Here is a 23,245-nt window from a genome sequence, read left to right as displayed (position 1 = left end):
CTGGTAAATGAAAAAAATACAGGTCAGAGATTTGGACTTGTTTTATGGCGAAGTTCAAGCCCTTAAAAAAATAAATTTGGATGTAGAAGAAAATAGCGTTTTGGCTCTCATAGGTCCTTCTGGCTGTGGTAAATCCACCTTTATTCGCACTCTAAACAGGATGAACGACCTTATAGAAGGAGTTAAAATAAAGGGAACAGTTTTGCTCGATGGACAAGACATATACAAAGAAGTGGATGTTATCGAACTTAGAAAAAAAGTGGGAATGGTTTTCCAAAAGCCTAATCCTTTTCCTATGACTGTTTATGACAATGTAGCGTATGGTCCGAGAATTCACGGCATTAAAGACAAGAAAAAACTGAATGAAATTGTTGAAATGAGTTTGGTGGCTGCTGCTTTATGGGATGAGGTAAAGGACAGGTTACACAAATCAGCTCTTGGCTTATCCGGTGGTCAGCAACAAAGGCTTTGCATAGCTAGGACATTAGCGATAGAGCCAGAAGTCATTTTGATGGACGAGCCTACCTCTGCATTAGACCCCATATCTACTATGAAGATAGAAGAATTAATTGATGAGTTGAAGAATAAATATACAATAATAATAGTTACTCATAACATGCAGCAAGCGGGAAGAGTGTCAGACTACACAGCGTTTTTCTTAAACGGAGAATTGATAGAGAGTGGTCCTACAGACAGGGTATTCTACAATCCCAAAGATAAAAGGACGGAGGATTACATTACTGGAAGATTCGGTTAAAGGAGGTGGAAATGTGAATCGTACCCATTTTGAAAAGGAATTAGAGGAACTTCATTATGACGTATTGAAAATGGGAAGTCTTGTAGAAGAAGCGATAGCTAATGCCATTGCTTCTTTAGTGAACCATGATACAGAGTTGGCTCAAAAAGTTATAGATGACGACGACAGAATAGACAAAATGGAAGTAGAAATTGACAATAAGTGTGCCAAAATCATGGTGACACAGCAGCCGATTGCAAGGGATTTGAGAATAGTTTTGACGGGCCTTAAAATTGTTACAGACTTGGAAAGAATGGCAGACCATGCAGTGGATATAGCAAAAACTACTTTGAGGATTGCTCACCAAAAATATATAAAGCCTTTGATAGATATTCCCAGAATGGCTGATATTGTGAGGGAAATGGTAAAAATGTCACTGGATTCATATGTTAGACAGGACTTAGACCTTGCAAAGACAATCGGTGAAAAGGATGATATAGTCGATGCTCTTTATAAGCAAATCTTCAGAGAACTCTTAACTTATATGATGGAAGATCCAAGAAACATCGACCAGGCAACACAATTTTTGTTTGTAGCGCGATATCTAGAAAGAATTGCTGACCATGCTACTAATATATGCGAATGGGTAATTTACTTGGATACTGGAGAGCATATAGATTTAAATTAAAAATATACAAAAAGCGCTCACTTTTAAGGAAGTGGGCGCTTTTTGTATATTTTTTTTGGTTTGTGTAAAACATATTTTTAAGAAAATAAGTTAAGGAGTGATTTTGATGCCTTTAAGTTACATTTTGCTTTCTATACTTGGATTATTCATTTTGTTTGGTTTCGCCCATAGAGTTTTGGATAGAATGAAAATGACGGATACTTGGGCTTTTTTGATAATAATTGGTATGATAATTGGCACTTTGCTACCCAATATTCCTATAACAAAAGCGGTTTCTGTAAATATTGGCGGTGCCATTATTCCAACAGCTGTATGTGTATATCTTTTTATAAAAGCAGAGAGCACAAGGGAAAAAGTAAATGGAGTAGTGGTGGCAATTGTAGCAGGAATAGCAGTCTTTATTGCAGGAAGGATACTTCCTGCTGAACCAGAGGCAATGGTTATTGAACCAAATTATATTTACGGTATTGTAGGCGGGTTAATAGCGTATCTATTTTCAAGGTCCAGGAGAAGTGCTTTTATTGCAGGTGTGATGGGGATAATATTAGCTAATATAATGCAGGCAATTTCAAATTATTGGACAGGGACAAAAGGAGCAGTGCCTATAGGAGGAGCAGGTTTTTTTGATTCTGTTGTCATATCAATGATAATAGCAGTATTTTTGTCTGAAGTGATAGGAGAGACGAGAGAAAAAATACAAGGAGGAACTTCCAAAAAACACCTTGAACCAAAAACAGGTATGACCAGCAGTCTTATAAATCCAGAGGAGAGAAAAGAGGGTGAGAAAAATGAAAGAGACAAAAAGGATTAAAATTATTATATTTGGGTTAATTGCTATTTTTCTGTTAGGTATAACTTTTAATGCTTATGCAGAGAAAAAAACTTCACAAGAGCATGGATATTACACTGTATATGAAGAAAAATCCGATAAAATGCTATTTAGAACTGCAATAGATGTGTATAAAGGAGACAGGTATTTGTCCAGTGATAACAAGCTTTATGAAATAACAAAAGTAGATAAGACAGAGAAAATTGCTTATGCGAAATACTTAAGGACAGAAAAACTTCCTGAAGTAGACATAGAAGAAATTTCTCAAGCTATGGCAGTTGCAGAAAACACAGGAGAGAAGAGAATAGCTATATATTCCACTCATAGTGATGAATCCTATCTTCCTTCAGATGGTGCTGCCAGCATAAACGGTCACGGAGGGATATACAAGGTTGATGTTGCTTTACAGAAGGCTTTAGAAGCAAAAGGGGTGAAAGTGAAAATAGATAGAACCCTTTATTTACCTCATGATGCGATGGCGTACGCCCGTTCAAGGTCAGGAGCAGTAAAACTTTTAAAAGATTTTAAACCGGATTTGCTTTTAGACGTTCATAGAGATGCTGTTCCATTGGAAGAGTATATAAGGAAGATTGCAGGAAAAAACGCGACAGGTGTGAGAATCGTTTTAGGGCGCACAAATCCTAATCTAAAAGCAAATCAACAGCTTGCTTACAGAATAAAAGCAATGGCGGACAAGACATATCCCAACATAATTAAAGATGTATTTTTTGGCAAAGGAGATTTTAATCAAGATTTGACTCCCAACTCTTTGCTATTGGAATTTGGCACTTATTCTCATACAAGAGAGAGAGCTGAGGTCTCTGCATCTCTGATAGCGGATATATTGACTAAGGCACTTTATGGTTCTGATGAACAAAAACAAGTGGGAGCAGTGACAAAAACTCAAAAGCCGTTGCCTGGTCAAAACAGAGCCGCAACAACAGCCATATGGATTTTAGTTGGAGTTGTAGTGGTATCTGCTGTTGGATTTATGTTTTTAAGCACAGGGGGGAGAGAGATGTACCACAAGTTTTCAAAAGCTACTCGAAAAGAATTTGCTAGTTATTTAGGTAAATTTAAAAGAAAAAAAGGAGATAGGCCATGAGCATAAATCATTCATTGTATATAAATATTGTAGTTTGCGGAATTGTTTTGGGGACAATTGCTCGCCTTATTTATCTGCGGGTAGATTACAGACAATACCCCACTTATCCGCAAGGGTATATGACTCACCTTACGCTGGGATTGATTTCTGCTGCCTTAGGAGCTTTTTCAGTACCCGCTTTAATTGAAAAGCAGTATACAGCTGTCACTTTTTTGGCTTTGGCAGCACAGCAATTTAAAGGAGTGAGAGAAATAGAAAGGGCCAGCCTTGAAAAAATGGAAGCAACTGAGCTGGTTCCAAGAGGTGCTGCTTATATAGAGAACATAGCAAAAATTTTTGAAGCGAGAAATTACATCGCTATGGCTGTTGCTGCTTTTACTTCTTTGGTTGTTTACCTTTCCAAAAGCGTAATCATAGGGGTGATTATAGGAGGTATAGCTATTTATTTGTCCCGCTATGTGATGAAGACGGCATATATAAGAGATATAGCTGAGGTTATACCTTCTAAAATTGTTTTTAAAGGACCTCTTTTATGTGTAGAAGATGTTGTGCTTGCAGATATTGGCTTAAAAGAAGGAAGAGAAATTATAGAAAAATTTGGGATGGCGGTGGTAATAAGACCTAAGGGACTGGACAGCTTGATTTCTATAAATAATTTGGGGATAAGGCAGGCTATTCTCCATGAAGCTGCCAACCAATTAGGGCTTAAAATGAACATTGACACACCTGAATTGGCACCTCTTACAATGAATAACAACAAAAATGGAGATGTCATAGTCGTGATGGTAGCTATGAATCCTGATATAGATGCTTTTGTGGAGATTATAAAAAACGTACCTGCCATTGAAACAGTAAGAAAATATCCTTCTAAATCCAGAGCAGCGAGAAAAACTATTGGCTGAGGTGATAAAATGGAAATACATTTAACAGGATATATAATAGCTATAGTGGCATTGAAAAACGCCAAAGATAATGTTTCAAGTGGTACTGCTCCTATTATTTATGTAGAAAACGAAGAAGAACAACAGAGAATTTCTATGTATTTAAGCAGAATCTTTAAAGCAGCTGCCCATGACCTTGAAAATGGGGTCTTTATTTTAGTCAAACAATATTAGGTGGTGTTTATGAAAGTGATATACTACAGTTATTACGGTTGCTATTTTTCCCCTATTTGCGCCTATATCCACTTAAACGACAAACATAAAATTGAAAAAGAGGAATTTTTTAAAATACCTTATTTGTTAGAGATTGATTACGGCGAGATAAGATTTATGGGTGCTGATGACAATCAAAATGAAGTTTTTGTAATAGGAATGAAAGGTTTCAGTGAAAACATTAAAAGGACATTGTATGGTCTAATGGAAATTTTCAAGATAGAAGATGATGTAATTTTTATAGATACATCTCATTATGACTTAAAATTTTTTAAATTGCTCATGACATTGAGAAAAAATCCAAGTTTAAGAAAAATAGTAGACAATTTTTTGTATAGTTATTATTTGTTAAGGTATAATGACGTGAGGGGTTTTGTAGAACGCTATAAAAAAATACTATGAGGTGGCATGTTGTGGTTATAGTGTACATGTGTTACGGTAGTGCTCATTCATCTGTTGTTGCTGCTTCTATACACGTGGGATTGCTTCCTACTGACAGAGTGCCTACTTATGAAGAGATAATATCTCTTCCTCATTATGATAAAACTTCCAACAATGAAATTGGCACTCTTTTTTATATGGGGAAAGATGAATTTGGGAATGAAGTGTATATTGTAGGAGCAAGAAATGGCAGAAAAATAGTGACAAAAGCCATTTACAGTTTTTTGTCTTTATATGGAATTTCAAAAAAGGACATATTGGTGGTAGATGCACTTCCTACCATAGGACTTACTACAAAGATTGGAGGTATTACGTCAAGGCGCTTAGGAATTATCTTTTTAGGTAGACCTATAACAGTCTATGGCATATTGAAAAAATATAACAATTTCGTAAAATTAGTAACTGATGTTAAAACAAAGTTTCAAATAAGGTCTTGACGTATTAATAGGATTAATTCATAATTGAAAAGAGGGGAGTTAAATTAGGAGGAAAGATATGCATAAAATAATGATAAAGGATGTCATAAAAGGAAGCATAGCTTGGGATTTAGGTATACAAAAAGGAGATAGTCTTGTTACATTAAACGGCAAAAAAATAATTGATATAATAGATTACCGGTTTGAAATGGCGAATGAGCTTATAAAATTGGAGATTGAAAAGCCCACGGGAGAGATGTATCTTTTTGAAATAGAAAAAGATTACGATGAAGATTTAGGGATAATCTTTGAAGAAGATATAATTGACAAACCTAAACATTGTAGAAATAAATGTATCTTTTGTTTTATTGACCAGTTGCCAAAAGGCGTTCGCAAGTCTCTTTTATTTAAAGATGACGATTATAGACTTTCCTTTTTGCAGGGAAATTTTATCACAATGACCAATATGACAGAAGAGGATATAGATAGAGTTATAAAATATAAACTTTCTCCTTTGTACATTTCAGTTCATGCAACAGACGACGATATAAGAGTAAAGATACTGAATAATCCAAATGGAAAAGGGATAGTCAATAAATTAACAAGGCTTGTAAACAACGGTATTGAGATACATTGTCAGATTGTACTATGTCCGGGAATAAATGATGGAGAAATTCTTGACAAAACTATAAAAGACTTGGCGAAATTATATCCCGGAGTAAAATCTGTAGCTGTTGTTCCTGTTGGCCTTACAGACCACAGGCAAAATCTATATAAACTTGAGCTTTTTGATAAAGAAAAAGCAGTAAAAGTAGTTGAACAAGTATCTTTTTGGCAAAAGAAATTAAAAAAAGAATTAAGTTCTTCTTTTGTTTTTTTGTCAGATGAATTTTATGTGATGTCCAATATTCCTATACCAGGTTATTCTCATTATGAAGGATTTCCTCAAATAGAAAATGGTGTAGGACTTATGGCATTGTTTAAGCATCAATTTAAAAAAAGCTTAAAAAGATTAAAAGTTAAAGATATAAACAAAACTAAATACATTGTTTTGACAGGGGTAGCGGCTTATAATTTTATGGAAGATTTAGCAAGAGAATTACGAGAAATAGGATTTAATATAAAAGTCAAAAAAATATATAATGATTTTTTTGGCCACAATATTACGGTGGCAGGTCTTATAGTTGGAAGAGATATAATAAATCAGTTGAAAGGCAAAGTAAATGGAGAAAGACTGATTATTCCTGATGTCATGTTAAGAGAAAGTTCAAATGTTTTTCTTGATGACACGACAGTTGAGGAAGTAGAAAAGGAACTTGGTGCACAAATTATGGTTTCACCAGTGGATGGAAAAGAATTTTTACAAAAGATACAGAGTGGAAGGTGATAGTATGGCAGGTGCAATGGTGAGTATTGTAGGTAGGCCAAATGTGGGTAAATCTACTCTTTTTAATAAGATTATGGGAAAGAGAATTTCTATTGTTGAAGACAAACCAGGAGTTACAAGGGATAGAATATACGGTAATGCAGAATGGCTGGACAAAAAATTTATATTAGTAGACACAGGAGGTTTAGACCCAAATGCTGAAGATATTCTCTTTTCAAAAGTCCGTTTACAAGTAGAAGCAGCAATTGATACTTCTGACGTAATATTATTTTTAGTTGATGCAAAAGAAGGTTTAATGCCAGAAGATGAAGAAATAGCAAATATTTTAAGAAGGACAAAAAAAGAAGTGATTTTAGTATGCAACAAAGTGGACAATTTTAAAGAACTTCCCTATACTTATTATGACTTTTTTAGGCTTGGATTAGGGAATCCCATTCCTATTTCAGCTTCAAATGGGTTGGGAATTGGAGAACTTTTAGATGAAGTAGTAAAAAAATTGCCACAGGAAGAGTTAGAATACACTGAAGAGACAATTAAAATTGCTGTTATTGGCAAACCTAATGTGGGGAAATCCTCACTAGTTAACAAAATATTAGGAGAAGAAAGGGTAATAGTCAGTAACATACCTGGCACTACACGGGATGCAATAGATACTCCTTTTTCAAAAGATGGGAAGAACTATGTTCTTATTGATACAGCAGGGATACGTAGAAAAAGTAGAATTAGCGAATCTATAGAAAGGTACAGTGTACTAAGAGCTTTAGCTGCAATTGAAAGGTCTGATATATGCCTTTTGATGATAGATGCTACAGAAGGTCCAACAGAACAGGACACTAAAATAGCAGGATATGCGTTTGAGAATGGAAAAGGAATCATCATAGTTGTTAATAAATGGGATGCAATAAAAAAAGATAATAATACTGTTAATGAGTATACTAAGATGGTAAGAGAAAAACTATCTTTTATATCTTTTGCTCCTATACTATTTATTTCAGCAAAAACAGGGCAAAGAGTACACAGAGTTTTAGAGACTGTAGATAAAGTGTGGGAGGAATATAATAAAAGAATTACTACTGGTCTTTTAAATAATGTGCTAAATGAAGCTATGCTTATGTTTCCGCCACCTGCTGATAAGGGCAAACCATTAAAAATATATTATACTTCACAAGTAGGAATTAAGCCACCTTCTTTTGTAGTATTTGTCAATGAACCAGAGCAGATGCATTTTTCCTATTTAAGATTTATTGAGAATACATTAAGACAAAATTTTGGCTTTGAAGGGGTACCTGTTGTGATTTCTACTAGAAAAAGAGGAGAAAATTAAAAGAGAAAGGGGGGGAAATATGTACGCTGTTTTAACGGCCATCATTGCTTATTTGATTGGTTGTATAAACAATGCATATATTTTTACAAAATACACGCGAAATATAGACATTCGCAATTATGGAAGTGGAAATGCAGGAGCTACTAATGTTTTGAGAGTATTAGGATATAAAGCTGCAGCTCCTGTTTTTGCATTGGATGTGTTAAAAGGAGTAATAGCCGTATTAATCGGTAAGTATTTAATAGGTAATACTGGTGCTATGATTGCAGGAATAGCAGTGGTATGCGGTCATAACTGGCCTGTGTTTTTAAAATTTAAAGGTGGAAAAGGAATTGCTACAAGCATTGGAGTTATAATGACTGTAAGCCCTATTTTAGGGCTCATAGCCTTAGCAATTGGGGTTACAGTAGTTGTTTTGACAAAATACGTATCTTTAGGGTCCATAACAGGGACGGTTACTTTTGTGCTTTTAAATGCAATCTTTTGGGATTCAACACAAATATTTATATTTTCGCTTATTCTGGCATCTTTAGCAATTTTCCAACACCGTTCCAATATAAAACGTTTGCTGACTGGAACAGAATCCAAGCTTGGACAAAAGACGGAAATAAAATGAGAAAGGAATGTGGTCATGAAAATATCAGTATTAGGTGCGGGAAGTTGGGGAACAGCTATAGCGATACACTTAAACCGACTTGGGCATCAAATTACATTGTGGATGAGAGATAAAAATCAGTTTGAGGAAATTGTGTCTACTCGTCATAATAAAAAATATCTTGATGTTGATATTCCTCAAGAAATTTACATTACAACAGATTTGGAAGAAGCTGCAGAAAATTCATCGATTGTAGTAATCGCAGTACCTTCTCATGCTGTGAGAGAGATATCGAAAAAATTAAAAGAGGTAATTGATAAAAACTCTATTGTGGTAAATCTTGCAAAGGGAATAGAGACTTCCACTTTAAAAAGAATGTCTGAAGTCATAAAAGAATATCTTTCAAATGATGTAGTTATTTTGTCAGGTCCTAGTCATGCTGAGGAAGTAGTCAGGCAAATTCCTACAGCTTGTGTTTTAGCTTCTGATAATGTCAAAGCTTGCGAGGTAGTGCAAGATGCCTTTATGGATGAAAACTTTAGATTGTATATAAACAAAGACGTGGTAGGAGTAGAATTAGGAGGAGCTTTAAAGAATATAATAGCTCTTGGAGCTGGAATTTCAGATGGCCTTGGATTTGGCGACAATACTAAAGCTGCTCTTATGACAAGGGGTCTTGCGGAAATCACTCGTTTGGGTGTTGCGTTAGGTTCTGACCCATTGACGTTTTTGGGGTTATCGGGGGTTGGCGATCTTATTGTCACTTGTACCAGTATGTTTTCACGAAATAGAAGAGCAGGGATACTTATAGGAAAAGGTAAAAGTCTTGAAGATGCGTTAAAAGAAATAGGAATGGTAGTAGAAGGAGTTAATACTACAAAATCCGCCTATAAACTTTCTCAAATTCATAAAATAGAAATGCCAATAACTAAAGAAATATACTCTATACTTTTTGAAGGAAAAAATGCTCTTGATGCAGTTTACAGTCTGATGACGAGAAACAAAAAACATGAGATGGAAGACATTTAATCTCCGGGATTTCCGGAGTTTTTATCATATTTCAATATTTTTTACATATAAATGTACTGTTAAAGCATATATATATGAGTGAGAAGAAAAGGATATGGGTATATAAAAAGGAGGGAAATGGGTTGGAAAACTACGATATCTATAAAAATATTGCAGAAAGAACACAAGGGGATATCTACATAGGAGTAGTAGGCCCGGTGAGAACAGGTAAATCGACTTTTATTAAGCGATTTATGGATATATTAGTACTGCCATACATAGAAAATGCTCCCCAAAAAGAGAGAATAAAAGATGAATTGCCACAAAGTGCAGCAGGCAAAACCATAATGACTACTGAGCCTAAATTTGTTCCTGAAAAGGCGGTAGAAATAACAATTAATGAAAACACGAGGTTTAAAGTAAGATTAGTAGATTGTGTAGGATATATGGTAAAAGGTGCACTGGGTTATATGGAGGGCGATAAACCGCGCATGGTTTCTACTCCTTGGTATGATTATGAAATACCTTTTGAAGAAGCGGCGGAAATAGGAACAAAAAAGGTGATAAGTGACCATTCTACAATAGGACTAGTAATTACTACTGATGGAAGCATAACTGAAATACCTAGAGAAAATTATGTAGAAGCTGAAGAAAGGGTAGTAAAAGAGTTAAAAGAACTAAATAAACCTTTTATTATAGTACTAAATACAACTCATCCACAAAATCCAGAGACAATTAATTTAGCAAAAGAGCTTGAAAAGAGATACGATGTGCCTGTAGTTGTATTGAATATCCTCCAAATGGAAATGCCGGATATTTATTCTATTTTAGAAAAAGTTTTGTTTGAATTTCCCATACGGGAGATTGCAATTGATTTGCCTAAATGGGTAGATGCTCTTGATAAAACCCATTGGCTTAAACAAAGCATAATGGAGACTGTAAAAGAAAACATAAAAGATTTGTTTAGATTAAGGCATATACCTAAATTAGTTGGTGGTCTTAAGGTAAATGAAAACTTTTCTGAAGTGTTTGTAAAAAATATAACTCCAGGCGAAGGGTGTGCAAATATTGAAATAAAAACGCAGGAAGGTTTATTTTTCAAGATATTGAGTGATGAAAGCGGACTTGAAATTCATGGGGATAAAGAATTAATGACAATGATGAAAGAGCTGGCCTATGCCAAAAGGCAGTATGATAGAGTTAAAGAAGCCTTTTTACAAGCTGAAAAAACAGGTGTTGGAGTAGTGCCTGCAAGCCTTGATGACATGAAATTTGACAAACCTGAAATAGTAAGGCAAGGTGGGCGATTTGCGGTAAGGCTTAAGGCTTCTGCTCCTTCATATCACATATTTAGAACTGATATTACAGCAGAAGTATCGCCAGTTGTAGGGACAGAAAAGCAAAGTGAAGATTTTGTAAAATATCTGACAGAACAGTTTGAGAACGACCCAGAAAAAATTTGGCAGTCAAATATTTTTGGAAAGACTTTAAGTGACCTTGTAAAAGAGGGGATGCAGAACAAAATTGGTGCTATTCCCGAAAACTTGAGCCATAAACTAAGAGATACATTAGAAAGAGTAGTAAATGACAGGGGAGGCGGAATAATCTTCATAATCATTTAAGCTATTGATTTTTTCCTTTATCTCGTTTATAATAAAAACTGAACAAAGTTTCTGGGTGTGGCGCAGCTGGTAGCGCGCCAGAATGGGGTTCTGGAGGCCGGGGGTTCAAGTCCCCCCACTCAGACCAGTATTTACAGCATAGTACCGCTTACCTCTAAATGAAAAGGAGGTAGGCGATTTTTATTTTAAAGATTTTTTATACAAGGATTTAAAAACTTTTCAGTGAAAACATTAATTAGTAAACGTAACATATGCAAAATCTTAGAAACTGTGGTAATATTGAATTAAGGGATTTTACATTCTTTTGCTAAATGAATAGAATTTAATTTAAAGGAGGGCAAAATTATGAATAAAATAGGCATTGCGCATCTTAGGTTTTGCTACTTTTATTCATGTAGATGAAAATGGAAGACCAGCGCCGCATAATGTTACTTTACCTGAGTCTGAAAATGAGGAAGAAAGAATGCTTAGAGAAATGGCAAAATAAATTATCTAGGAGATGAGAAATAAATATCGATTGAAAAAACCACTTCTGTAAGGAAGGGGAGTTTACGGGGTAGTGATAAAATGGATACAGTAAAGATTTATACCAATATTATAAAAGATAATATGGATAGACCGGAAAAAGTAAATAAGCTAATAAATTTTGGTCTTACCTCTGCTTACTATTATGTGAGCTTTTTCAAAGACAAAAGGATTCCCAGATCTCTTCATTACCTAAATAAATACTCTATAAAAAGCATAAAAGATTCTTTAGCAAATCCTCAAAATTCTGCTTGGGTAAACCTCTTTGCACCCTCTGAATTTTTGATTGCTATGGACATAAAACCCTTATTTATTGAAGCATATTCTTCTTTCATGTCAGGCTTTTTTATCGAAGATTATCTTATTGATACTGCCGAATCGAGAGGCATGTCAAATACTTTATGCAGTTACCATAAAACTTTTATAGGAGCCAGTGAGCTTAATATTCTCAAAAAACCTAAATTTATGATGACTACTTCCATGATCTGTGATGCGAATATACCTACTTTCAAGTATCTTTCAAAAAAGCACGGGGTTCCACTGTACATTATTGATATTCCTTATAAATATTCTAAAGACGCTGTAGTGTATGTAAAAAAACAACTTTTAGAAGTGGCGGAAAAGCTTGAGGAAGTCTTTAACAGAAAGCTTGATACTGATAAATTGAGGGAAGTTGTAAAAACGGAAAATAAAACAAGAGCACTTATGAGAGAGTATTTAAATTATGCGGGAGAAAAAAGATCTTTACCTACTATGACCTTTGAAATGTATATGCTTTTTGCATCCCATGTATTCATTGGAAGCAAGGAAATATTACATTTTTATGAAATGCTAGTTGAGGATATAAAAAGAGCTCCTGAAAAAAATGGAAAAAGTATATTTTTTATACATCTTCTTCCTATATTTGAGAAAAATTTTAAAGATTACTTTAACTTCAGCGATAAATTTCACATTGCTGGTAGTGACTTAAATTATGATTTTCTTGATGAAATTGATGAAAACGACCCTTTCAAGGGAATCGCTGAAAAGCTTATCTTAAACTCTTTTAATGGTGAAATAAATAGAAAAGTTGCAAGAATCAAAGAACTGATAGAAAAAATAAAACCGGACGGCATTATACAGTTTTGTCATTTGGGTTGTAAGCAGTCCATGGGTGGAACGTTTATAATTAAAAATCTTGCTTCAGAATTGGGTATTCCATTTCTTTATTTAGATGGGGATTGTGTAGACAAAAGAAATAATCAAGAGGGACAGAATAGGACGAGGCTCGAAGCCTTTCTTGAAATGCTTTAGCAATCTTTCTGGAGGTGAAAAATTGATAGGGTACATTTGCAAATACACGCCTGTAGAAATAATCGAAGCCTTTGGAGAAGAACCGGTAAGACTTGATTCAGGATATAAGTCTCACGAGCGTGCTGAAGCACTGATTCATTCAAATATGTGCAGTTTTGCAAAAGGGGTTTTGGAAAATATAATTGAAAATAATATTGAAGAGGTTATATTAACTGCGTGTTGTGATAGTATAAAAAGGCTTTATGATGTATTAAAAGATAAAGTAAAATTTATCCATCTTCTGGACCTGCCCAGAAAAAAAGATCCTCTCGCAATAGATCTTTTTTACAATGAAATAATTGAATTTATGGAAGCGTATCAGGCCTTTAAAAACAAGAATTTTGCTGAAGAGAATTTGCTAAAAATTCTAGAAAGCAAGTCTTTTAATAAAGAAAAACAATCTGCTGAAAGTATTGCTATATTAGGTGCGAGGCTTAAAGATGATGTTATAGAAAAAATCATAAATTCTTGTACAGCAAACGTAATAAATTTTACCTGCACAGCTGAAGAAAGAGTATTCAATATTGAAGCAAAAGATAATTTATTAAAAAGCTATGCGGAATCGCTTCTCAATTTAACACCCTGTATGAGAATGGCAGAAGATCGAAGCAAGTTAATCAATAAAGAATTGAAGGGGATAATATACAATACCATAAAGTTCTGTGATTTTTATTCCTATGAGTATGCTGAACTCAAAAGCAAAGCAGACCTCCCACTTTTAAAAATTGAAACTGACTATAACGATTCAAATAGCGGACAGATTTTAACAAGAATAGATGCCTTTTTGGAATCAACCGGTATCAAAAAGATGGAAAAACAGAGAGCCAAGAAGGGATATTTTGTAGGAGTGGATAGTGGCTCTACTTCTACAAATGTAGTTATAATCGACGAAAACAAAAACATAATATCATATTCTATTATTCCAACAGGTCCTAAAGCTCTAGAAAGTGCTTTTAAAGCTTTTGAAATTGCTTTAAATAATGCAGGACTTCAAGAAAAGGATATTACATCAATAGTAGCAACAGGGTATGGAAGAGTAAGCATTCCCTTTGCAGATAGAATTGTAACTGAAATTACCTGTCACGGCAAAGGCGCATTTTTTATAGACAATACTGTTAGAACTGTTATAGATATAGGCGGACAGGATAGCAAAGTGATAAGGTTAGATGACAGCGGCAATGTCATTGATTTTGTAATGAATGACAAATGTTCAGCAGGGACAGGCCGGTTTCTTGAAGTAATGGCGAGAACGTTAGGCATTTCAATAGAAGAAATGGCAAAAGTCCATAAGGAAGTAAAAGAGAATATCACGATTACCAGTATGTGCACTGTATTTGCAGAATCAGAAGTAATATCTCTTATTGCGCAAAATAAAGATCAAAGGGATATAATACATGCCCTCAATAAAGCCGTTGCTTCAAAAGCAGTTTCCCTGGTCGACAGAATAGGGAGAAAGGGAAAATACATGATGACAGGGGGCGTTGCCAAAAATCAGGGAGTAGTTTACGCCATCGAAAGCAGGCTCGGCGAAAAACTTATAATTCCATTTGAACCACAGATTATTGGAGCACTTGGAGCAGCACTAATTTCACTTGAGGGCAAATGAGGGTATAAGCATTTCGTCGGTCATGTCAAGGCCGTATACCATTCCTCTGGCCCAACGTACTTTGGTGCGATGAAAACGTCGATGCTTGAGGTTGTGAAATGGGATGAGAGATTTTCAACCAAGGCTGTTGAGCGTATTTTAGATGATAAGCTTACCTGGCGAGCTAAAAGAAAGGTGGTTGATAAGTTAGTAGCCACCTATATTTTGCAGGGGTATTTGGATTATATGATATAAATCAAAAGTAGCTTAGGTTGGTTTGGAATATTGAATTTATTATAAATAAGTGTTATATTAAAAATAAAATTTTAGATTAAAGGTAGTGATTTAATTGGATATGAATACCTTAAAAGAAGTGATATTCAATTTAAAAAAACAAAAAAATGCAATAATAGTAGCGCATAATTACCAAATTGATGATGTGCAGGAGATTGCTGATTTTGTGGGTGATTCGTTTTACCTTAGCAAAGTTTGTGCTGAAAGAGAGGAAAATGTTATAGTATTTTGTGGGGTCCATTTTATGGCCGAAAGTGCAAAGATATTATCACCACAAAAAAAGGTTTTGCTACCCGAGATCGATGCAGGATGTCCCCTAGCTGACATGATTACAGCTGATGATGTGGACAGATTAAAAGAAAAGTATCCTGATTATTCAATAGTGTGTTATATTAATTCTCCTGCTTCTGTTAAAGCAAAATCGGATGTTATATGCACTTCCTCAAATGCCATTAAGGTAGTGAGGAATATTCCAAATAACAAGATCATTTTTTTGCCAGATAAAAATTTGGGGTTATTCGTAAAGAAAAATGTTCCTGAGAAGGATATAATTTTGTGGGAAGGCTTTTGCATTACACACTATAAAATCAAAAAGGAGGATGTCTTAAAGGCAAAGTCTGCTTACCCAGATGCACTGCTTTTGGTTCATCCTGAATGTAGAGAAGAGGTTGTTGAGCTTGCTGACTTTGTTGGCAGTACTAAACAGATAATTGATTTTGCAACATCTTCATCTGCAAAGGAATTCATCATAGGTACAGAAACGGGGGTTTTATATAGTCTGAAAAAGCTAAACCCTGAAAAGGAATTTTATCTCCTTCATCCGGGAATGGTTTGTCCGAACATGAAAAAGATAACATTAACCTCTCTAAGAGAGGCTTTGCTGTATGAAAGATATGAGATAAATGTGGATGAGAATGTTTTAGAGGGTGCTCAAAGAGCATTAAGAAAGATGCTTCAAATTGGTTAAGTTTATGGAGATGATTGAATTGATAGATATAAAAAGATATGTTTGGGATTTTGATATAAAAAAAGATGATATAGCCACATTTGATGTTGTGATTATAGGAACTGGGGTGGCGGGGCTATATACTGCTGTCAACCTTGACAGAAGGCTAAAGGTTGCCATGGTTACTAAAGAAACAATTCAGATTAGCAATACCACCCTTGCTCAGGGTGGTATTGCAGCACCCATTAGCAGCGATGATAGTCCAGATATCCATTATATGGACACTATCAAGGCAGGGGCTGGCTTGTGCAGCTCCAAAATGGTAAGAATATTAGTAGATGAAGCTCTACTTAATATAGAGATCTTGTTAAATATGAGGATTCCTTTTGATTTGGATGATGAAGGCGAAATTGTTTTAGGTCAAGAAGGAGCTCATAGCAGAAAAAGAATAATTCATGCAAGCGGCGATGCAACAGGAAGAATTATCTCAGAGCATTTGGGCTTGAAATTAAAGACATATGAAAATGTTACAGTTTTTGAAAATACATTTTTAGTAGATATAATAACAATTGACAATACTGCCGTAGGTGTTTTGCTCTCGCAAAAGGAAAAGAATTTAATTCTATTTGCAAAATATATAGTATTAGCATCTGGTGGATATGGGTATTTATATAAATACACTACAAATCCTGAGGTAACCACTGGTGATGGTTGTGCTGTAGCTATAAGATGTGGTGCAAAAGTTGTTGATATGGAGTTTGTGCAGTTCCATCCCACTGTTTTATTTCATCCAATGAACAAGAGCTTTTTAATCTCAGAGGCGGTCAGAGGAGAAGGTGGGATACTATACAATATCAAAGGCGAGAGATTTATGTCAAACTACCATCCTTTAGCCGAACTAGCTCCGCGAGATGTTGTTGCAAGATCTATTTATTTTGAAATGCAAAAGACAAATGCTGAAAATGTTTTTTTAGATGTCACTCATCTTGACAAGGAGTTTATAAAAAGAAGGTTTCCTAACATATACAGTAATTGTATCAAGTTAGGATTGGATATAACCAAAGAAAGAATACCAGTAGCTCCTGCTCAGCATTATAGTATGGGTGGTGTGTTATCAGACGAAAATGGAAGGACCACAGTTGAGAACCTGTTTGTATGCGGTGAAGCTGCAGGGACAATGGTCCATGGCGCAAATAGACTAGCATCTAACTCACTTTTAGAGGGTTTGGTCTTTGGTCGAAGAATTGCACAGTTTATTAATAATCATCAAGTGGGAAGTCTAAAAATTACTTCTATTATTAGTCACAAAGAAGAGTATGAAAATGTCAACTTAGATATAATTTCCGAAACTGAGCTGCTAAGAGAAAAGATGAGTTCTCAAGCAGGAATAGTTAGGGAAAAAGATGGTTTAAGAAACCTTTTGGATTTTTTAATAATTAAGTTAGACTATCTAAAAAATAAAAAACTCCAAACTTTAAAAGAGATAGAGTTTTATAATATGCTCACAGTAGCGTACCCAATTGTTCAAGCAGCATTGACGAGAGAAGAAAGCAGAGGTTCTCATTATAGATACGACTTTCCACAACAGGATGATACTAATTGGAAAAAGCATCTTACATTTTGCTTAAATGGTTGGGAGGTAATTGATGTAAATGCTTAACTTTATTGCCATTGATAGATTGATAAAAGAGGCACTTTTAGAGGACATGCCATATGGAGATATAACAACCGATTTGCTAATACCTGACGAAAGCGTTTCAGATGCCATTTTAAAGGTTAAAGAAGATGGGATTTTATGTGGAATAGATGTAGCAAAGAGAGTATTTTTTTTGTTGGATGAGAATATAAGATTTGAGAAGTTGAAAAAAGATGGAGATAGGATAAAAAAGGGAGAGATTATTGCCAAGATTCAAGGAAATTCTAGAGCAATTCTAAAAGGAGAGAGATTGGCTTTAAATCTTATTCAAAGGATGAGTGGAATTGCTACAATGACAAACAAATATGCAGAGAAAATAAAGAACTATAAAGCGGTTGTGACAGAAACAAGAAAGACAATGCCACTTTTACGAATGCTTGATAAATATGCGGTATTTATAGGTGGTGGTAAGAATCATAGGTATTCTTTATCTGATGCAGTATTGATAAAGGATAATCATATAAAAGCTGTTGGAAGTATAAAAGAGGCTATTGCAAGCGCAAAAAAGAGCATTCCACATACTATGAAAGTTGAGGTTGAAGTAAGAAACATTGATGAGTTCAAGGAAGCGTTAGAGGCAGGAGCAGATATTATCATGCTTGACCACTTTACTATTGATCAATTGAAAGAAGCTGTTTTACTGGCGGAAGGCAGGGTTTTGATTGAAGCCTCTGGAAATGTTACTCTTGAGAATATTGAAGAGATTGCAAAAACAGGTGTGGATATAATTTCTGTTGGAGCAATTACTCATTCGGTTGAAAGTCTTGATATAAGCCTTGATTTTGTTGATTAAAATTGTGGGGGGGGGAAGAGATGCTTAAAAAGGTATGTTGTCCATTGGATGATTGCAACTTTCGATATCTTACCTGCCGAATTCAAGTTTAGAAAGGAGGAATTTTAAATGGGTAAGGAAAAAATTGCAGTGGCATTGGCAGTACAGGCAAAAGTGCCTGTTATTTTATGGGGAGATCCTGGAACAGGCAAAACATCTTTTATTATTTCGCTGGGAGAACAGCTCGGCATCCCAGTGGAAACAGTAATAGCCTCTATACGGGAACCGAGCGACTTCTCAGGGCTTCCCATCATAGTCAACGGGGAAGCAAAAATGGCGCCGCCTGCATGGGCAAAAAGGTTGGCGGAGGCAGGAGAAGGACTTTTATTTCTAGACGAGATTTCCACTGCTCCGCCGGCTGTTCAGGCAGCTTTGTTAAGAGTCGTCCTAGATAGAGTAGTGGGCGATTTGAAACTGCCTGACGGCATAGCAGTAGTGGCAGCTGCTAATCCACCTCAGCAGGCAGCATACGGATGGGACTTGACACCAGCGCTGGCTAACAGGTTCTGTCACATAGATTGGAAACCCAACGCTAGTGAGTGGGTAGAAGACTTCGTAATAGACTTTAAGAAAGAAAAAGAAAATATACCCCTTCTTCCAAAAGATTGGAAGAAGGGGTTAGCAAAGACAAAGAACCTTATTGCAGCATTCATACATGCTCGCCCACAGCTGCTTCATCAGCTACCAAAGGAGGAGAGCTATGCTGGCCGTGCATGGGCGTCACGACGTTCATGGGAAATGACCGCCTACTTGATGACAGCAAGTGATGCTGCTGGAGCAGATGAAGATGTAAAAATCATCCTTACTGCAGGCTGTATAGGGGAAGGAACAGCGATAGAATTTCTAGCTTGGGTAAAGGATTTAGATCTGCCCAACCCAGAAGACCTTTTAAAAAATCCCGCGAGCTTTAAGCTTCCGACTCGCGGCGATAAGGCCTATGCAGTATTGGCTGGTGTAGCCCAGGCTGTTGTAGAAAAGCCGACAAAAGAAAGATGGCTTGCAGCTTGGGAGATATTAGGAGAGGCAGCCAAGCAGGGAGGACGGGACATAGCAGCAGGGGCGATCAGGATCCTCATCACTGCAAGACAGAAAGACTTCCCGCTGCCAACGAAGCAGATACAGGAATTCGTCACGCTCCTAAAAACTGCAGGACTGATCTGACATGCTCTCTTTTTTATTGTTTTTTAAAAAACATGGTATAATAAGAATATAATTAAAAAGATTGCCGACATAATTTCTCTTTTCTATAAAGAGGTAGTCTGTAAAATCCTTAAAATGTTTTTTTGGAACATGCAGAAAGCATAAAGCATGTTAATTATTTTAAAATTACTTGTTTAAGAAATTTAATAAATGAAAGACGAGAGAAACAGCAGAAATATTTTTGCTGTTTTAAAACTTTTTAAAGTGAAATTAAGGGGAATTCAGTAATTTTTTTATAATTTTGAATTCCTCTTTTTACAAAAGGAGAGGGTTTTTATGCTGTTACCTCCAAAAATGCAGGCTGCAAGGTTCAGGCTTATTCAAGAAAGGCCGTACCTTGCCTCAGCTCTGTGGGCTCTGCAGACTGTTGAAAAGCCAGGGCTAGGAACGATGGCAGTAGACAGAAGATGGCGGTTATATTATGATCCTGCAGTAGAAAATATATGGAGCATAGAAGAGATCATGGGTATTTTGTATCACCAAACTCTCCACATGCTGAGGGATCATGCAAACAGACTTGTAAACTTTCCGCCAGACATTGCAAACATTGCAGCCGATGCAGAAATAAACGACGACATCTTAGCAGAAAAAATAAAACTTCCAGAAGAAACGATAACTCCTGAAAAGTTAGGGCTGCCCCCAAAACTCCTTGCCGAAGAATACGCAGAAAAAATTATGGAAAAACAAAACACATCCTCAGCTTGGAATTCCCCTACTGCCAATGATCAAAAAGAGGGAAACATACCACAGCCTGCAGCAGGGAGGTGCGGTTCAATTGCAACAGGACAGCCCGAACCGTGGGAACTCCCAGATACAGATAAAGAAACCCCGGGTATTTCAAGTGCAGAGCAAGAAATTATTAGAAAAGAAGTAGCAACTGCAATAAAAGCAGAAGCATCAAAAGATATAGGCGCTGTTCCAGCACATCTAACACGCTGGGCAGAAGAAAAATTAAAACCCAAAATTAATTGGAGAAAAGAACTTGCTTCTGTTGTAAGGAATGCAGCTGCAACAATATCAGGCATGGTGGATTATTCATACAGTCGTCCATCAAGGAGACAAAGTACAATACAAAATGTTGTCCTGCCTTTCCTAAGACAGCCTACACCAAGTGTTGCAGTTGTTGTCGACACGTCAGGCAGTATGTCAGACAACATGTTGTCGCAGGCACTTGCAGAAATTGACGGTATATTAAAATCTATGGGATTAAGAGAAGGAATAAAATACATTGCCTGCGACTACAACGTACATGTTGTCGACAAAATAACAAACATAAAACAAATTAATTTAAAGGGTGGAGGTGGGACAAATATGGAAAAAGGAATTGAAGCAGCAGCAAAGTTAAAACCACGTCCAAATATCTGTGTGGTTTTAACAGATGGCTATACATCATGGCCTGATAATCCACCACCAAAGATGAAAATAATAATTGGGCTTATAAACAACGAAGATGTAGAAGTACCAAGGTGGGCCAAAAAGGTTGTGATAAAAGAGTAGTATCTTTTTTGGATACTGCTCTTATTTTTTTATAGGTTCGTTGTCAAGAGTTGGGGTGGGTATTTTCTGGATATCTGTCTTTGCTTTTTAGATTAGAGCACAATATCATTATTAGAAACTTTATACAATGAATGTAACTCTATTATACTAACCAATATTGATGAAACATGTCTAGTAGTGGTGATAAAAACATCTGATTCTAGTTCAAGGGATTTTTATAGAAAAATTTGGGTTTGACCGTAAAATTAAAAAACCAGCAAAAAAAATTGACATTTTAAACTCTACAGATTAAAAATAATAGTAAAGAGGGAAAAAGAGGTGAATACAGTGAAATACCAAGAGGCTTATAAATTATTAAGTGACGGATATCGCTTCGATCCGCAAAAAGAGAAAAAAATATTAAATCTAAAAAATGAAAGAGGCTGGACAATAGCCCATGAGCAGGCAAAAAACGGATACCGATTTGATCCTGTTCGTGATAAAGACATATTAATGTTAAAGAGCATCAACGGAGAAACTGTGGCACATGTGCAGGCGTCATGCGGATATAGATTTGACCCGATACGTGACAAAGAAATATTAATGATAACAGATAAAAAAAGGCAAACGGTAGCACATATACAAGCAAAAAAGGGTCACTTTTTTGATCCTGTTTGCGATAAAGGAATATTAATGCTGGCAGATAAGGAAGGTTGGAGAGTAGCTCATGAACAGGCGAAGAGGGGATACATTTTTGACACCCTAAGAGACAAAGGAATATTAATGCTGTCCACTTATGATGGCTGGGCAGTAGCCCATCAGCAAGCAGAAGAAGGATATTTTTTTAGCCCTAAAAAAGACAAAGATATATTAAAACTTGCTGATAAATATGGAAGAACCGTAGCTCATATACAGGCACGAAAAGGCTATATATTTGATCCTGTCAATGACAAAGAGATACTCACATTGAAAGATAAAAACAACTGGACAGTAGCACATGTCCAAGCTTTTTATGGTTATATATTTGATCCTGTTAAAGACAAAGAAATACTCATGTTGGCAGATAACAACGGTTGGACAACAGCCCATATACAAGTATTACGGGGGAAATACGCATTTGATCCTGTTCGCGACAAAAAAGTATTAATGCAAGCAAACAAAAGTGGATTAACAGTTGCCCATTTCCAAGCAAAAAATGGATACAAATTTGACCCAGTAAGGGATAAAGAAATTTTAATATTGGCAAATAATGATGGATACACAGTAGCACACGAGCAGGTACTGCAGGGATACTTTTTCGATTTGGTACGCGATAAAGATATTTTGAAAATCAGTGATTCCACAGGTGAAACAGTTGCATGGCAGCAGATAAGGAACATGAGAACGGAAGAATTAAGAGAGTTAAAAGAAGAAGAAATAGTAAACGTATTAAAACACACTGCGAATACAAAAACAGGAGACACGATAGCACACATGCTTATAAGAAAGAGAAGAATCAAAATTAAAGAAATTGTACCAAATCACTACAAAGAAATATTCATGTTAACAAATAATGATGCCTGGACAGTAGCACATGAGCAAGTATCAGTCGGATATTATTTTGATCCTGTGAAAGAAAGAGAAATATTAATGTTAAAAGACAAAAATGGGCAAAGTGTAGCTCACATACAAGCAAGTAGAGGATATATATTTGATGTTGAAGGAGACAAAGAGATCTTGGAACTGACTAATAATGATGGAGTGTCAGTAGAAGAAATACGAAACGAAAAAATTATTGAAATACTAATAAATGGAAATAAAGACAAAAAATAAAAATATAAAAAAGAAGGTGAATTACCGTGGAATATGTATGTCCTAATCTTTCAGAAACAATCTTAGGATTAAATAATCAAATTTGTCTGCAATTTTCCGTCTAAAACATTAAAAAACACAAGGAAAATGAGATTTTTCTCTTTTTATTTCAATATTACGTTATTTTTCAGTGGGTTTAGTATTAAAATTTTTGAGAACAAAAGAGTGCAAAAAAATTATGATTATTAAAAAATATTGAAAAG

The 23,245-nt window shown here is 35.6% G+C and carries 23 protein-coding genes and 1 tRNA gene; all 24 read left to right on the top strand.

Translation table 11 applies throughout. The features are described from left to right. Positions 1-7 precede the first annotated feature (7 nt). The 24 genes from pstB to TKV_RS07315 all read left to right on the top strand — a co-directional run bounded on the left by pstB (position 8) and on the right by TKV_RS07315 (position 23,003). The gene (pstB, locus tag TKV_RS07420; protein ID WP_049685401.1) at positions 8-757 is read left to right on the top strand and encodes a phosphate ABC transporter ATP-binding protein PstB; all 750 of its coding nucleotides are present in this window, start codon (positions 8-10) and stop codon (positions 755-757) included. A gap of 13 nt (positions 758-770) precedes the next feature. Then, a complete protein-coding gene (phoU, locus tag TKV_RS07415) occupies positions 771-1,424 on the top strand; it encodes a phosphate signaling complex protein PhoU (RefSeq protein ID WP_049685400.1) in 654 nt (217 codons plus the stop codon). Between the two features lie 106 nt (positions 1,425-1,530). After that, positions 1,531-2,235, top strand: coding sequence for a DUF1614 domain-containing protein (locus TKV_RS07410; protein ID WP_049685399.1), 705 nt, complete (start codon positions 1,531-1,533; stop codon positions 2,233-2,235). Continuing rightward, positions 2,213-3,358 (top strand): stage II sporulation protein P, encoded by a 1,146-nt coding sequence (gene spoIIP, locus TKV_RS07405; protein WP_049685398.1) that lies wholly within the window; start codon positions 2,213-2,215, stop codon positions 3,356-3,358. The genes TKV_RS07410 and spoIIP overlap by 23 nt, the downstream gene beginning before the upstream one ends. Beyond that, a complete protein-coding gene (locus TKV_RS07400; RefSeq protein WP_049685397.1) occupies positions 3,355-4,260 on the top strand; it encodes a YIEGIA family protein in 906 nt (301 codons plus the stop codon). Before spoIIP ends, TKV_RS07400 begins: the two co-directional genes overlap by 4 nt. Positions 4,261-4,269: 9 nt before the next feature. After that, a complete protein-coding gene (locus TKV_RS07395) occupies positions 4,270-4,473 on the top strand; it encodes a capping complex subunit for YIEGIA (protein WP_049685396.1) in 204 nt (67 codons plus the stop codon). Positions 4,474-4,482: 9 nt separating this feature from the next. Further along, positions 4,483-4,914 (top strand): DUF3189 family protein, encoded by a 432-nt coding sequence (locus TKV_RS07390; protein ID WP_049685395.1) that lies wholly within the window; start codon positions 4,483-4,485, stop codon positions 4,912-4,914. Positions 4,915-4,925: 11 nt separating this feature from the next. After that, entirely contained in the window at positions 4,926-5,390 is a 465-nt protein-coding gene (locus TKV_RS07385) for a DUF3189 family protein (protein WP_049685394.1), read from the top strand. 58 nt (positions 5,391-5,448) lie between these two features. After that, the gene (locus TKV_RS07380) at positions 5,449-6,756 is read left to right on the top strand and encodes a DUF512 domain-containing protein (protein ID WP_049685393.1); all 1,308 of its coding nucleotides are present in this window, start codon (positions 5,449-5,451) and stop codon (positions 6,754-6,756) included. Positions 6,757-6,760: 4 nt separating this feature from the next. Beyond that, on the top strand, positions 6,761-8,080 hold the full coding sequence (gene der, locus TKV_RS07375; protein WP_049686247.1) for a ribosome biogenesis GTPase Der: 1,320 nt from the start codon (positions 6,761-6,763) through the stop codon (positions 8,078-8,080). Positions 8,081-8,099: 19 nt separating this feature from the next. Further along, positions 8,100-8,696, top strand: coding sequence for a glycerol-3-phosphate 1-O-acyltransferase PlsY (plsY, locus tag TKV_RS07370; protein ID WP_049685392.1), 597 nt, complete (start codon positions 8,100-8,102; stop codon positions 8,694-8,696). Positions 8,697-8,711: 15 nt separating this feature from the next. After that, positions 8,712-9,704 (top strand): NAD(P)H-dependent glycerol-3-phosphate dehydrogenase, encoded by a 993-nt coding sequence (locus tag TKV_RS07365; RefSeq protein WP_049685391.1) that lies wholly within the window; start codon positions 8,712-8,714, stop codon positions 9,702-9,704. Between the two features lie 122 nt (positions 9,705-9,826). Further along, positions 9,827-11,305, top strand: a complete 1,479-nt coding sequence (gene spoIVA, locus TKV_RS07360; RefSeq protein WP_049685390.1) for a stage IV sporulation protein A — start codon at positions 9,827-9,829, stop codon at positions 11,303-11,305. Positions 11,306-11,356: 51 nt separating this feature from the next. Next, positions 11,357-11,432, top strand: a tRNA-Pro gene (locus TKV_RS07355). Positions 11,433-11,666: 234 nt separating this feature from the next. Then, positions 11,667-11,792 carry a hypothetical protein gene (locus TKV_RS13830; RefSeq protein ID WP_268870079.1) on the top strand — a complete coding sequence of 42 codons (126 nt, stop codon included), beginning with the start codon at positions 11,667-11,669 and terminating at the stop codon, positions 11,790-11,792. An 80-nt stretch (positions 11,793-11,872) separates the two neighbouring features. Then, entirely contained in the window at positions 11,873-13,123 is a 1,251-nt protein-coding gene (locus TKV_RS07350) for a 2-hydroxyacyl-CoA dehydratase subunit D (RefSeq protein WP_049685389.1), read from the top strand. Between the two features lie 22 nt (positions 13,124-13,145). Continuing rightward, positions 13,146-14,768 carry an acyl-CoA dehydratase activase gene (locus TKV_RS07345; RefSeq protein ID WP_049685388.1) on the top strand — a complete coding sequence of 541 codons (1,623 nt, stop codon included), beginning with the start codon at positions 13,146-13,148 and terminating at the stop codon, positions 14,766-14,768. 81 nt (positions 14,769-14,849) lie between these two features. Then, entirely contained in the window at positions 14,850-15,002 is a 153-nt protein-coding gene (ruvX, locus tag TKV_RS12435; RefSeq protein WP_322785801.1) for a Holliday junction resolvase RuvX, read from the top strand. A 100-nt stretch (positions 15,003-15,102) separates the two neighbouring features. Continuing rightward, positions 15,103-16,008, top strand: coding sequence for a quinolinate synthase NadA (gene nadA / locus TKV_RS07340; RefSeq protein WP_322785800.1), 906 nt, complete (start codon positions 15,103-15,105; stop codon positions 16,006-16,008). Positions 16,009-16,012: 4 nt separating this feature from the next. Continuing rightward, positions 16,013-17,647: an L-aspartate oxidase gene (gene nadB, locus TKV_RS07335; RefSeq protein WP_236617213.1), complete on the top strand. Its 1,635-nt coding sequence runs from the start codon at positions 16,013-16,015 to the stop codon at positions 17,645-17,647. Beyond that, positions 17,640-18,476, top strand: a complete 837-nt coding sequence (nadC, locus tag TKV_RS07330) for a carboxylating nicotinate-nucleotide diphosphorylase (RefSeq protein WP_029689222.1) — start codon at positions 17,640-17,642, stop codon at positions 18,474-18,476. The genes nadB and nadC overlap by 8 nt, the downstream gene beginning before the upstream one ends. Positions 18,477-18,584: 108 nt before the next feature. After that, positions 18,585-19,676 (top strand): AAA family ATPase, encoded by a 1,092-nt coding sequence (locus tag TKV_RS07325; RefSeq protein ID WP_029689223.1) that lies wholly within the window; start codon positions 18,585-18,587, stop codon positions 19,674-19,676. Positions 19,677-19,991: 315 nt separating this feature from the next. Beyond that, positions 19,992-21,212 carry a vWA domain-containing protein gene (locus tag TKV_RS07320; RefSeq protein WP_049685387.1) on the top strand — a complete coding sequence of 407 codons (1,221 nt, stop codon included), beginning with the start codon at positions 19,992-19,994 and terminating at the stop codon, positions 21,210-21,212. Between the two features lie 327 nt (positions 21,213-21,539). Then, positions 21,540-23,003, top strand: a complete 1,464-nt coding sequence (locus TKV_RS07315) for a pneumococcal-type histidine triad protein (protein WP_049685386.1) — start codon at positions 21,540-21,542, stop codon at positions 23,001-23,003. The last annotated feature ends 242 nt before the right edge of the window (positions 23,004-23,245 follow it).

The sequence above is a fragment of the Thermoanaerobacter kivui genome, from assembly GCF_000763575.1.
GTDB lineage: Bacteria > Bacillota > Thermoanaerobacteria > Thermoanaerobacterales > Thermoanaerobacteraceae > Thermoanaerobacter > Thermoanaerobacter kivui.
Note: the sequence above shows the minus strand (reverse complement) of the source record. Positions and strands in the feature narration are given on the sequence as shown.

Bases quoted from the DNA above. Each gene is read 5' to 3' on its own strand.
- nadB (WP_236617213.1), top strand. From the start codon at position 16,013: ATGGAGATGATTGAATTGATAGATATAAAAAGATATGTTTGGGATTTT.
- TKV_RS07410 (WP_049685399.1), top strand. From the start codon at position 1,531: ATGCCTTTAAGTTACATTTTGCTTTCTATACTTGGATTATTCATTTTG.
- nadA (WP_322785800.1), top strand. From the start codon at position 15,103: ATGAATACCTTAAAAGAAGTGATATTCAATTTAAAAAAACAAAAAAAT.
- TKV_RS07390 (WP_049685395.1), top strand. From the start codon at position 4,483: ATGAAAGTGATATACTACAGTTATTACGGTTGCTATTTTTCCCCTATT.
- spoIIP (WP_049685398.1), top strand. From the start codon at position 2,213: ATGAAAGAGACAAAAAGGATTAAAATTATTATATTTGGGTTAATTGCT.
- TKV_RS07380 (WP_049685393.1), top strand. From the start codon at position 5,449: ATGCATAAAATAATGATAAAGGATGTCATAAAAGGAAGCATAGCTTGG.
- TKV_RS07320 (WP_049685387.1), top strand. From the start codon at position 19,992: ATGCTGTTACCTCCAAAAATGCAGGCTGCAAGGTTCAGGCTTATTCAA.
- nadC (WP_029689222.1), top strand. From the start codon at position 17,640: ATGCTTAACTTTATTGCCATTGATAGATTGATAAAAGAGGCACTTTTA.
- der (WP_049686247.1), top strand. From the start codon at position 6,761: ATGGCAGGTGCAATGGTGAGTATTGTAGGTAGGCCAAATGTGGGTAAA.
- TKV_RS07325 (WP_029689223.1), top strand. From the start codon at position 18,585: ATGGGTAAGGAAAAAATTGCAGTGGCATTGGCAGTACAGGCAAAAGTG.
- ruvX (WP_322785801.1), top strand. From the start codon at position 14,850: ATGCTTGAGGTTGTGAAATGGGATGAGAGATTTTCAACCAAGGCTGTT.
- TKV_RS07350 (WP_049685389.1), top strand. From the start codon at position 11,873: ATGGATACAGTAAAGATTTATACCAATATTATAAAAGATAATATGGAT.
- pstB (WP_049685401.1), top strand. From the start codon at position 8: ATGAAAAAAATACAGGTCAGAGATTTGGACTTGTTTTATGGCGAAGTT.
- TKV_RS07400 (WP_049685397.1), top strand. From the start codon at position 3,355: ATGAGCATAAATCATTCATTGTATATAAATATTGTAGTTTGCGGAATT.
- plsY (WP_049685392.1), top strand. From the start codon at position 8,100: ATGTACGCTGTTTTAACGGCCATCATTGCTTATTTGATTGGTTGTATA.
- TKV_RS07365 (WP_049685391.1), top strand. From the start codon at position 8,712: ATGAAAATATCAGTATTAGGTGCGGGAAGTTGGGGAACAGCTATAGCG.
- TKV_RS07395 (WP_049685396.1), top strand. From the start codon at position 4,270: ATGGAAATACATTTAACAGGATATATAATAGCTATAGTGGCATTGAAA.